This is a genomic window from Corynebacterium sp. MSK074, assembly GCF_030229735.1.
Classification (GTDB): Bacteria; Actinomycetota; Actinomycetes; order Mycobacteriales; family Mycobacteriaceae; genus Corynebacterium.
Genome location: NZ_JASPIX010000016.1, coordinates 21222 through 33299, shown reverse-complemented (window position 1 = coordinate 33299; position 12078 = coordinate 21222). Strand labels below are relative to the sequence as shown.

General features: G+C 57.7%; 11 protein-coding genes. All 11 read right to left on the bottom strand.

Annotated features, from left to right (window positions below; genetic code table 11):
• Positions 1-332 precede the first annotated feature (332 nt).
• Positions 333-1592: a tyrosine--tRNA ligase gene (gene tyrS / locus QP965_RS10740; protein WP_284767340.1), complete on the bottom strand. Its 1260-nt coding sequence runs from the start codon at positions 1590-1592 to the stop codon at positions 333-335.
• 23 nt (positions 1593-1615) lie between these two features.
• Positions 1616-1789, bottom strand: a complete 174-nt coding sequence (locus QP965_RS10735) for a Trm112 family protein (RefSeq protein ID WP_005323252.1) — start codon at positions 1787-1789, stop codon at positions 1616-1618.
• Between the two features lie 56 nt (positions 1790-1845).
• Positions 1846-2883 (bottom strand): ornithine cyclodeaminase, encoded by a 1038-nt coding sequence (gene ocd / locus QP965_RS10730; protein ID WP_005323253.1) that lies wholly within the window; start codon positions 2881-2883, stop codon positions 1846-1848.
• A gap of 12 nt (positions 2884-2895) precedes the next feature.
• Positions 2896-4413, bottom strand: coding sequence for an amino acid permease (locus QP965_RS10725; protein ID WP_284767341.1), 1518 nt, complete (start codon positions 4411-4413; stop codon positions 2896-2898).
• 218 nt (positions 4414-4631) lie between these two features.
• On the bottom strand, positions 4632-6062 hold the full coding sequence (gene argH, locus QP965_RS10720; protein ID WP_284844876.1) for an argininosuccinate lyase: 1431 nt from the start codon (positions 6060-6062) through the stop codon (positions 4632-4634).
• Between the two features lie 6 nt (positions 6063-6068).
• Positions 6069-7289 (bottom strand): argininosuccinate synthase, encoded by a 1221-nt coding sequence (locus tag QP965_RS10715; RefSeq protein ID WP_284767343.1) that lies wholly within the window; start codon positions 7287-7289, stop codon positions 6069-6071.
• Between the two features lie 81 nt (positions 7290-7370).
• Entirely contained in the window at positions 7371-7853 is a 483-nt protein-coding gene (locus QP965_RS10710) for an arginine repressor (RefSeq protein ID WP_005323257.1), read from the bottom strand.
• A gap of 3 nt (positions 7854-7856) precedes the next feature.
• Positions 7857-8777, bottom strand: coding sequence for an ornithine carbamoyltransferase (gene argF, locus QP965_RS10705; protein WP_284844875.1), 921 nt, complete (start codon positions 8775-8777; stop codon positions 7857-7859).
• On the bottom strand, positions 8774-9952 hold the full coding sequence (locus QP965_RS10700; protein ID WP_284844874.1) for an acetylornithine transaminase: 1179 nt from the start codon (positions 9950-9952) through the stop codon (positions 8774-8776). The genes argF and QP965_RS10700 overlap by 4 nt, the downstream gene beginning before the upstream one ends.
• Positions 9949-10884, bottom strand: coding sequence for an acetylglutamate kinase (gene argB, locus QP965_RS10695; RefSeq protein WP_284844873.1), 936 nt, complete (start codon positions 10882-10884; stop codon positions 9949-9951). Before argB ends, QP965_RS10700 begins: the two co-directional genes overlap by 4 nt.
• Before the next feature lie 13 nt (positions 10885-10897).
• Positions 10898-12067, bottom strand: a complete 1170-nt coding sequence (gene argJ, locus QP965_RS10690) for a bifunctional glutamate N-acetyltransferase/amino-acid acetyltransferase ArgJ (protein ID WP_284844872.1) — start codon at positions 12065-12067, stop codon at positions 10898-10900.
• Between the last annotated feature and the right edge of the window lie 11 nt (positions 12068-12078).

Sequence of the window (12078 nt, the reverse complement as noted above, 5' to 3'; positions counted from 1 at the left end):
CAAACCAATCAACACACAACCATGCACACAAAAAATAAAAAGTACATTGGCACACTATTGAGTTCTCAAACATCATCCGCACGCCACAAAAAATTAACTTCCCGTTAACCTCTCGTTGGCGGCTCGTACAAACTTACTCAAATCATTGAACCCTGTCAAATCATCGAACCAAGCCCGTACAAAATTCGCAAAGAAGTAACCTCCCGGCTACCTCGCGGCGACTTGGATTAATGTAGCCCACCACAACCACACAACACAAACCCGCAGGACAGAATGCAAAAATGAAAAATGACGCCCTTCCAACGAGTGGAATGGGCGTCATCTATTGCTGCTTAGCTCAACTTAGCGCCAGCGAAGTTCTTCTTGCCTCGGCGCAGAACGAGCCAGCTGCCATGCAGGAGGTCGTCGGTAGACGGCTCCCACTCTGCCGATTCGATGCGCTGGTTATTGACGTAGGCGCCGCCTTCCTTGATGGTGCGGCGAGCAGCACCCTTGGAATCGGCCAAACCGCTGGCCACCAGTAGGTCAACAATGGTGCGCGGTTCGCCGGCGGCAATTTCCGCGACAGTGGTTTCCGAAAGCGCACCGGCAAGGGTCTTTTCATCAAGCTCGGAAAGTTCCGCCTTACCGAATAGTGCTTGAGCAGCAAGCTCGACAGCCTTGGTTGCCTGTTCGCCGTGAACCAGATCGGTCATCTCTTGAGCCAAGCGACGCTGAGCCGCACGCTTATAAGGCTCCTCTTCCACCGCGCGCTCGTATTCCGCAATTTCCTCCTGCGTCAGGAAGGTAAACCAGCGCAGGTAGTCAATGACTACAGAATCACCGGCATTGAGGAAGTACTGGTACCAGGAGTATGCGGAAGTCTTTTCCGGATCGAGCCAAAGCTTTCCGCCGCCAGTAGACTTGCCGAACTTCTGTCCGGAGGCGTCGGTAACCAGCGGCACCGTAAGACCATGTACCTTGGTGCCATCGATACGACGGTTAAGGTCTACGCCAGAGACGATGTTGCCCCACTGATCGCCGCCGCCGATCTGCAATACGCAATCGCGCTCGCGCCGGAGCTGCACAAAGTCATTGGACTGCAAGAGCATGTAGGAAAACTCGGTGTAAGAAATGCCGTCGCCCTCGAGGCGCCGCTTTACGGTATCGCGATCCAGCATCGTGTTTAGGGAGAAGTTCTTTCCTACGTCACGCAAAAAGTCGATGACGGACATGTTCATGGTCCAATCGGCGTTGTTGACCATGGTGGCAGCCTGCTCGCCGTCGAAATCGATGAACCGACGCAGCTGCCCCTTGATGGCTTCGAGGTTATGGGCCAGGTCTTCCTCACTCAGCATCGAACGCTCGCCGACGTCGCGCGGATCGCCGATGAAGCCAGTTGCGCCACCCGCCAGTGCGATTGGGTGGTGGCCGGCGTTTTGGAAGCGGCGCAGCATGATGAGTGGAACCAAGTGGCCTGCATGGAGGGAGTCACCCGTGGGGTCGAAGCCGCAGTACAGTGCGATGGGGTTCTCGCATGCCTCGCGCAGGGCCTCAAGATCGGTGGACTGGTTAATCAGTCCACGCCATTGCAGTTCATCGATGATATTCATGGGAGTCTTTCTGAGAGTCGAGGTTAAGCTGGCCATTTCTGGGCGTGGTCTACAAGCATCACTGGGATGTCATCCTCAATGGGATAGGCAATGCCCAGCCGCTCGTTGACGAGAACCTGTTTATCTTCCAGATATGTCAAAGGGCCCTTGTCTTGCGGGCAGACAAGGACCTCTAGCAACTTCGGGTCAAGACTCATGCGTCTTATCTTAGCGGGTAGAGGAAGAAGTTGGATCCCCCTACCCCACTTTGGCCTTAGAGCAGGGACGGAACGTTTGCAACCAGGGAGAAGAGATCCTTGGGATCATCGGGGTTGGCGATGATGTCAATCTCGGACTCCAAATCGGTGCCCTTGACGGAATCGCGCAGGTAACGCAGGGCGGAGAAGTCGTTGATGGCGAATCCGACATCGTCGAAGAGGGTGATCTGCTCATCGTCATCGCGGCCGGTGGCCTGGCCAGTGAGCACCTGGTAGAACTCGACAACCGGGAAGTCCTCCGGCTTCTGCTGGATTTCACCTTCGATACGGGTCTGCTCTGGGAACTCTACGAAGACCTTGGACTTGTCCAGGATGGAGCTCTCCAGCTCGGTCTTGCCCGGGCAGTCACCGCCAACGGCATTGAGGTGGACGCCTGGAGCGACGTGGCGCTCAGCCAGAATCTGGTTTTGAGCCTTGTCTGCGGTACAGGTGGTGATGATGTCTGCACCCAAAACCGCCTCGTCGACGCTGGAGCAAGCAGTGATATTAAAGCCCAGTGGCTCCAAGTTGCGCTTGAACTTTTCTACCGCCTCAGGGTCGATGTCATAGATGGTGATGTCCTCAATTCCCATAACGCCGCGGAAGCCAAGTGCCTGGAACTCGGACTGGGAGCCGGCTCCAACCATGGCCATGCGCTTGGAATCCTTGCGCGCCAAGTGCTTTGCCACCATGGCGGACGTCGCGGCGGTACGCAGGGCAGTAAGCAGCGTCATCTCGGCTTCGAAGGTGGGGTAACCATTGTCGACGTCGGCAAGCACGCCAAAGGCAGTGACGGTCTGGAAACCGCGAGCCGGGTTGGAGGGGTGACCGTTGACGTACTTGAAGGAGTACTCCTTGCCATTGGAGGTAGGCATGAGCTCGATAACGCCGAACGGGGTGTGGGAGGCAACGCGCGGAATCTTGTCGAAGCGCTCCCACTCGCGGTAGTCGGCCTCGAGGTAGTCCACCATTCCGGTAATGATGTTTTCTACGCCTTCGCGCTGAATCCAGCGCGCCATATTCTCTACATCTACGAACTTAACTGCGTGGTTCATAAAAGTTCCTTTCTATTTCTTTGGGTGAAGGTCTGTTTGCGGTGCGGCCGGGAAGCTGGAGGTTGGCAGGTGCTTGGCCTTCTTCTCTTCCGCGATGGCGCGAATGCGGTCGCGCCATGCGTACCACATTGCCATAAAGACCGGAACGAGGAGCAGGGTCGACGCAAGTGCAAAAGTACCGATTGGATAATCAAAGGCCATCAAGATAATGACTAGGCCAATGAAGATGAGCACTGCCCAGTCTCCGCCTTCGCCAAACGGCGAGCGGTATCCCGGTCGGGTGTAGCTTCCACTCTTAGCCAGGCGCACAAATTTGAGGTGCGAGAGCGCAACTGCCGCCCAGGACGCCAATGTACCCAAGGCTGCCAGGTTTAGCACGATTTCAAACGCCATCTCCGGCACCACATAGTTGAGGAAGACGCCTACCAAGCCCACCATGGCCGCCATGACGATGCCTCCGTAGGGCACGCCAGACTTTGACATGCGAGCGCCAAACTTCGGGCCGGAGCCGGAAGTGGACATGTTGTACATAATGCGGCCGGTGGAATACAGGCCGGCGTTGAGCGAGGAAATCGCAGCGGTGATAACGACAAGCTGGAAAATCGGGGCCGCCGCACCTACACCGAGGGACTCAAAGAAGGTCACAAATGGCGATACGTCAGCGACGTAATTGGTGTACGGCAGCACGAGCGTGAGCAGCAGCACGGAACCGAAGTAGAAAATCAGGATGCGCAGCAGCACGTTGTTGACTGCACGCGGAATGTGCTTTTCTACGTTCTTGGTCTCGCCGGAGGTGGTGCCGACAAGCTCAATGCCGGCATAGGCGAAGACGACGCCCTGGATGACGATCACGGCAGGCATCAAGCCATTAGGCAGCCAGCCGCCGGTATCAGAAATGAGGCTAAAGCCGGTCGGGTCGCCACTCGGGTGGCCAAAGATGAGGACGCCGATGGCCACAAACATGAAGATGAGCAGCGCGACGATCTTAATCAAGGAGAACCAGTACTCCAGCTCGCCGAAGATCTTCACCGAGAGCATATTGAACAGGAGGATGCCGCAGATGACCACGAGCGCAAGTGTCCACTGCGGGACGGAGTCGAGCCACGACGTGTACTGACTAAACCACTTTATGTAGATGGCGACGGCTGTGCCATCCGCCACAAGGGTCATGGCCCAGTTTCCCCAGTACAACCAGCCGGTGACGAAAGCGGTCTTCTCGCCATAAAACTCGCGAGCATAAGACACGAATGAGCCGGAGCTGGGGCGATAGACGATGAGCTCGCCAAGTGAACGCAAGATGATGTAGCCAAAGAAGCCACATACGAGGTACAGCACGGCGAGGAAGGGGCCCGCGTCTTGCAGGCGGCTGCCGGTGCCCAGGAGAAGGCCAGTACCGATTGCGGAACCGATGGCGATCATCTGTAACTGGCGATTGCCCATTCCCTTTTGCAGGCCGTGGTCTTCCGAGGCGTAGACCGCCTTTTCATTCTCGTGTGGCCCATCTGGGGACGGCGGAGAATTTACTGTCATAGGAGAGATCGTCCTTTCATTACGGTGAACGAGTCTGTTAGGTCACATTCCCTGCAAGAATACTAACGCACCACACTGTTACCCATGTCACCGGTACCCCCATTATGTTCAACAACGCAGTTGAAGGGTTGGGAATGGGGGTCAATCTCCCACCCCCGCAGCGAGACAAAAAGAACCGCATGGCCAAAGACCATGCGGTTTTTAAAGCGCACTGAGAATTAGCGCAGCGGCTTCTGCGCCCACGCGCGAGCAGCCGCGGCACGCTCACGGACAGTCTCGCGCTGCTCAGCCACGCGGACACCAGCGGTGCCGCCCTTGGTGGCACGAGAGGCCACTGCCCCGTCGATAGTGAGTACTTCACGGACGCTAGGCTTCAGCCGCTTGTCGACGTCCGCCAATTCCTCATCGGTGAGCTCCACCAGGTCAACTCCCCGCTCCTCAGCGATGCGCACGCAGGCGCCAGACGCTTCGTGCGCCTCGCGGAAAGGAACGCCTTGGCGAACCATCCATTCGGCCAAGTCGGTAGCCAGCGTGAACCCGCGCGGGGCAAGTTCGCGCATGCGGTCCTCGTGGAAAGTCAGCGTGGACACCAGCCCCGTCATTGCCGGCAGCAGCAGGTTAAGCTGCGCCACCGAATCAACGATGGGTTCCTTATCTTCCTGCAGGTCGCGGTTATAGGCCAGCGGCTGTGCCTTTAGCGTGGACAGGAGACCGGTGAGGTTACCAATAAGGCGGCCGGTCTTGCCGCGGGTAAGCTCTGGCACGTCCGGATTTTTCTTTTGCGGCATGATGGACGAGCCGGTCGACCATGCATCATCGAGGGCGACGTAGCCGTATTCGGGCGTGCACCAGTAGATAATCTCTTCCGAAAGTCGGGACATGTCGACGGCAATCTGCGCCAAGACAAATGCCGTTTCAGAGGCGAAGTCACGAGCCGCAGTACCATCCAAGGAGTTCTCCGCGGCGGCATCAAAGCCGAGCTCTTCCGCAATGGCTTCCGGATCTAGCTGCAAAGAGGAGCCGGCTAGAGCGCCGGAACCGTAGGGCGATACAGCCAAGCGCTTATCCAGGTCCTGCAGACGCTCAATATCGCGCAGAAGTGGCTGCGCATGGCCCAGTAGCTCATGCGCCAAAAGAACTGGCTGTGCCGCCTGCGAGTGGGTTTTGCCCGGCATAATGGCGTCCGGATGTGCTGCTGCCTGATCAGCCAAGGCATCCACCAAGTCGCTCACCTGAGCCGCGGTATCGCGAATGGCATCGCGCACCCACATGCGAAACAGCGTCGCGACCTGGTCATTACGGGAACGGCCGGCACGCAGGCGACCGCCTACCTCTGGACCCACAATCTCGATGAGCCCGCGCTCCATCGCACCGTGGACGTCCTCGTCCGTGGGCGCTGGGCGGAACTCACCGGAGGCCACTTTCTCCCCTAGCTCGGTGAGACCGGAGAGCATGGTGTCCAAGTCGACGTCGGAAAGCAAGCCAGCTTTGTGCAGTACCTTGGCATGCGCCTTGGAGGCTAGTACGTCATATGGTGCCAGCACCCAGTCAAAGTGAGTAGATACAGAGAGGGCAAACATCGCCTCAGATGGACCACCCGAGAAGCGGCCGCCCCATAGGGCACCCTCATTAGTCTTATGCGGTTCCATGTGCTCCTACTTCTGCGCGCTGGTAGGGAAACCGCCGTCGCGGTCGCGCTGGTTGGAGATCTGGGTGGACAGGCCGTGCAGCTGCACAAAGCCTTTAGCAGCGGTCTGATCGAAGGTATCGCCAGTGTCATAAGTAGCCAGGTCAAAGGAGTACAGCGACTGGCCGGAACGGCGGCCGGTGACTGTGGCGGTACCGGCATGCATGCTCAGGCGAATATCACCGGTGACGTTTTCCTGGGACTCCTCAACGAAGGCATCCAGAGAACGCTTCAGCGGCGAGTGCCAGAGACCGTCATAGACCTCCTCGGACCAGCGGGCATCGGTCAAGCGCTTGTAGCGAGCCAACTCGCGCTCCACGGTGACATCCTCCAGCGCCTCGTGGGCCTGGATGAGGACCATAGCGCCTGGAGCCTCATAGACCTCACGGGACTTAATGCCTACCAAGCGGTCCTCCACCATATCCAGACGGCCAATGCCCTGCGCACCAGCGCGGCGGTTGACCTCTTCAATAATCTGCAGCGGGGACATCTTCTGGCCATCGACCGCCGCCGGGATGCCCTTCTCAAAGGAGATGATGATTTCATCCGGGGCATTACCCAGGCCCGGGTCCTCGGTATAGGCGTAGAGATCCTTTGTTGGCGGGTTCCACAGATCCTCAAGAAAACCGGTCTCTACCGCGCGGCCCCACAGGTTCTGATCGATGGAAAATGGCGAGGAAGCGGACTGCTCAATCGGCAGGTTAATCTCTTCCGCGAAGGCAATGGCCTTATCGCGGGTCCAGGCATAATCGCGTGCAGGGGCGATGATTTCGAGGGAAGGATCCTGGGCACGGAAGGAAACCTCGAAGCGTACCTGGTCATTACCCTTGCCGGTGCAGCCGTGGGAGACGTGGGTTCCGCCGAATTCCTGGGCCGCTTTCACCAAGTGCTTGGTAATGAGGGGGCGGGAAATAGCCGATACCAGCGGGTACTGCTTCATGTACATGCCGTTTGCCTTGATGGTGGGAACGCAGTATTCCTCTGCAAACTCATCCTTGGCATCGATAACGATGGACTCTACGGCACCGCAGTCAAGTGCACGCTGGCGAACCGATTCCATATCTTCGCCGCCCTGGCCCAAGTCCAGGGAAACGGCGACTACGTCACCACCGGTCATTTTTGCCAGGTATGGGATGGCAACGGAAGTATCAAGGCCACCAGAGTAAGCCAAGACTACGCGTGCGGACATGGTTAATCTCCTTGCTCTATTGGAAACAATTCATCTAAGTACATAATATACGATGGTGGTCTGGATTGCCACCACCGCCGTCTAAATATTCCGCGTGGTAAGTGTCACTGCCAAATCTGCGCCCGTGACGCCCTCGCGCGCCAAGACGAAGATGGTGTCATCGCCGGCGATGCAACCAATGACATCGTGCAGCCCCACCCTGTCAATAAAGCTGGCAAGGTACTGGGCCGCACCGGCTGGGGTGCGCAGCATGGCTATATTGCCGGAAGAATCATGGGATACCACCAGCTCATCGAGCATGCGGCGCAGCTTTTCACGGGGACCGCCCACCTGGTCTTCAAATTGCTCCAGCTCACCGCCGACCACGTAGTAGGAACGGCCACCATCGCGCTTTACCTTCTTCGCTCCCAACTCATCCAAGTCACGGGACAAAGTGGCTTGCGTGATGTCGATGCCGTCTGCGAGAAGAAGCTCGGATAGTTGCACCTGGCTGGTGACGCGATTGCGATCTAAAATCTCCAAGATCTTGGCCTGCCGAGCATTGCGGGTGGTCGGGGTGTTCATTACTTAGTTGGTCTCCTTATTTATTTCGAGCAACCAGACAAGAAGCGCTTTCTGCGCATGCAGGCGGTTTTCCGCTTCATCAAAGACGCGCGACTGTGGTCCATCAATTACCTCAGCCGTGACCTCATTTCCACGGTACGCCGGCAAACAATGTAAGAATATTGCATCCTTATGCGCCTTGCTCATTATGGTCGAATCAACCTGATATGGCAGAAACGGCGTACGCCTATCGCGGCCATCGTTTTCCTGCCCCATAGAGATCCAAGTATCTGTGATGACTACGTCTGCGCCTTCAACTTCATCGACGTCATCAGTAATGGTGATGTTGCCCCGCTTGCGCGCGCGGTCGACGAATTCCTGGCGCGGCTGGAATCCTTCGGGCGCGATAATAGAGACGTCCATGCCAGCCGTGGCGAGACCAATCATGTAGGAGTTAGCCATATTATTATCGCCATCGCCCAGGTAGACGGCCTTTTTGCCATTGAGATCACCCAAATTCTCACGACAGGTCAGCAGGTCAGCCAAAATCTGGCAGGGATGCAGGTCGTCGGAAAGCGCATTCACCAGAGGAACGGTAGCAGTCTCCGCCATCTGGAGGAGATTGTCATGGTCAAAGGTGCGCCACACGATTGCCTCCACGTACCGCGAAAGCACCGCGGCCGTGTCTTGGTAGGACTCCCCTTTGCCCATCTGAGTCGTAGAAGTATCGACGGTAATGCCCCTGCCGCCCATATTCGCTACTGCGGTTTCAAAGGAAAAGCGGGTCCGCGTAGACGTCTTATCAAAGAGCACCGCCACGGTCTTAGGCCCCTCCAGTGGGCGCTCCGCAAAGGGATCCTTCTTGAGCTTTTCAGCTAGGTCCAAAATGGTTGCTTGTTCTTGTGGGCTGAGATCGTCGTCAGCCAAAAAGTGTCGCAGGCTCATGCCAGTTCCTCCATTATCGTCCGAAGTGTTGTCAGTGCTGTGTCTAGTTCATCGTGGGAAATAACCAAGGGCGGGGTAAGGCGGAGTACATTCTCACTGGGTGCGTTGAGGATGATCCCCTGTGCAAGCCCATCGCGCACGGCCTGCTTAGCCACCGGTTTTGCTAATACAATGCCGAGCATCAAGCCGCGGCCGCGTACGTGTTCTACAAGCGGCAGTTTTTCAATCTCTTGCCGCAGATAGTCGCCCTTACGGGTAACTTCCGCAAGAAATTCCGCATCCACGGTGTCAAGTACTACGTTTGCCGCAGCACAGGCCACGGGATTTCCGCCAAAGGTGGTGCCGTGGGAGCCAGGTTTAAACAAATCCTTGGCGCGACCTCGGGCAATGGTCGCACCGACGGGTACTCCGGCGCCCAAACCCTTTGCCATGGTGATGACATCCGGTTGAACGCCTTCTACCTCGTGGGCGAAAAAAGTACCCGTACGGCCCACGCCCGTCTGCACTTCATCCACCATGAGCAAAATGCCGTATTCATCGCACAGCTCGCTTACCTTCTGCATGAATCCCGCAGGGGCCGGAATGACGCCGGTCTCTCCCTGAATGGGCTCAAGGATGATAGCCGCAGTATCGGTGGGATCTTGCTCGACCAAGTGGCGCAGGTAATCCACGTCGCCGAACGGGTAAAACTCCACTCCGCCCGGTAGTGGGTGGAAGGCGCGCTGCTTATCGGGCTGGCCGGTCAGGGCAAGCGCACCCATGGTGCGGCCATGGAAGCCGTGTTCTGCCGCGAGGATTCGGCGCCTGCCAGTCAAGCGGGCAAGCTTAAATGCGGCCTCGTTCGCTTCGGCGCCAGAGTTGCAGAAGAAGACGCGGGCACCGCTATCCCCTACCCGCCTAATCAACTTCTCCCCGGCGTCGAGCACCGGCTGCGTGGCAAAGAGGTTCGAGGTATGCACCAAGGTGCGGGCCTGGTGCGAAACCGCCTGCGCCACCTGCTCATTGCCATAGCCCAAAGAATTGACAGCAATCCCAGCGAGAAGGTCGATATAGCTCTTCCCCTCCTCATCGGTAAGCGTTGCTCCTTGGCCGGAGACGAAGCCTATCGGTGGCGTGCCGTAGGTATCTACAATCGTCTCCGACCACCGTGTGGTCAAGCTCGGTGGCTTGTTCATGCTGCATCGTCCTTCCTGAAGATGGTCCCTTCGGGGTAGTCGTGTTTGTCATAGTCATCTGGCAGCACCATGGTTCCGACGCCGCCAGGGGTAAATAGTTCTAAAAGCACCGAGTGACCAATCCGGCCATCAATAACGTGGGCGGCCGATACCCCAGCTTTTACCGCCTTAAGGCAGGACTCCATTTTGGGAATCATGCCGGAGTCCAAGTGCGGCAATAGATGGGATAGCCGGCCACATTCAATCTTTGATACCAAGGACTCACGGTTCGGCCAGTCCGTATATAGCCCTTCTACGTTGGTAAGGATGATTAATCGCTCAGCCCCAATCGCGCTGGCCAAGGCGCCAGCCGCATTATCGGCGTTGATGTTATAAATAGCGCCATCCTCTCCCGGTGCAATGGTCGAGACCACAGGGATGCGTCCGGCCTGGATAATATCCATGACGGCTGCAGAGTTGACCTCTACGATGTCGCCGACCATGCCAATATCGGTAGGTTGTCCATCGATCTCCACCAGCCGTTTCGTAGCCCGAAATAGTCCTGCATCTTCTCCTGAGGTCCCCACTGCATAAGGACCATGGGAATTGATGAGGTTGACCAATCCGCGGCCCACCTGCCCAAACAGCACCATGCGCACGACGTCCATGACTTCCGGCGAGGTCACGCGGAAGCCGCCCCGAAACTCCCCTTCAATGCCGAGCTTCTGCAGCATAGAGTTGATCTGTGGCCCGCCACCGTGGACCACCACGGGATGGACACCGACGGTGCGCAAAAAGACCATATCCGCCGCAAAGGCCGCCTTGAGCTCCTCATCCACCATGGCATTTCCGCCATATTTCACCACCACTATGGTGTCCCGATAGTGCTGGAGCCACGGCAGTGCATCTGCCAAGACAGTGGCCCGCTCGTGGTCCCTAAGTCCGCTAATCATTCTCATCTCCTCCCTAGGAGCTATACGCCGAATTGATTTCCACGTAGGCATGGGAGAGATCCGTCGTGCGCACGAATGCCGACCCCGCGCCTCCCGTGCCCAGATCCACGCGAACATCAATATCGGCGCCGCTCAGGTCCACCTCGCGTGCCCCCGGCGTGCCCGTTGATGCTAGACAGACCGGCTGGTCATTGAAATAGACGGAGATGTTGTCCGGATCCATTTCTGCATCTGCCATTCCCACAGCGGCGAGGACACGTCCCCAATTAGGATCGGAACCAAACATGGCGCACTTAAAAAGGTTGTCGCGGCCCAAGGTGCGCGCGGCATCGAGGGCCTGATCATCCGTGGCCGTGCCCTCTACCGTGATTTTGACGCGCTTAGTCACGCCTTCCGCATCTGCTTGCAATTGGTCCGCAATGTCCGCGCACACCGCGAGCACCGCAGCATCAAGGTCTTCTTGGCTGGGTGCAATCCCCGATGCCCCAGAAGACATGAGGATTACCGTGTCATTGGTGGAGGTAGACCCATCTACGTCGAGGGTGTTAAAAGTCTTGGCCGCGGCCTTGTCTAGGGCGCTGTGGAGTGCGGGAGCACTCGCGGCGGCGTCGGTAGTAAGGCATACCAGCATCGTTGCGAGAGAAGGAGCCATCATGCCTACTCCCTTGCCCATGGCCCCCACCGACCAGCCGTCCGTAGTATAGGTGGCTTCTTTGGTCACGGTATCGGTGGTCATAATGGCTGCGGCTGCCGCGTGTGCGTGTTCCGCACTCGTGCCAAGGCCCTTCACTACGTCGGCCGCACCAGCCAACACCTTGTGCATTGGCATGGGCTCACCGATAAGTCCCGTCGAACAGGCGGCAATGTCTCCCTCGGGAAGGCGCAGGGAGTGAGCGACCTCGGCTACCAGCGCAGCGGCGTCCTTGTCGCCCTGCGCACCATTGCACGCATTGGCGTTTCCAGAATTGAAGATGACCGCAGCCAATTGACCATCGCTGATCGCCTTGTGGGAGAGTTTCACCGGCGAGGCCACCACGCGGTTACGGGTAAAGACTGCCGCCGCGTCGAAGCGAGGTCCGTTATTGACCACCAAAGCCATATCGGGCGTGCCGGAGGGCTTAATCCCCGCTGTAGTTGCGCCGGCGCTAAAGCCGGCGGGGCCGGTGATCCCAGCTGTACTCATTGTATTCTCCT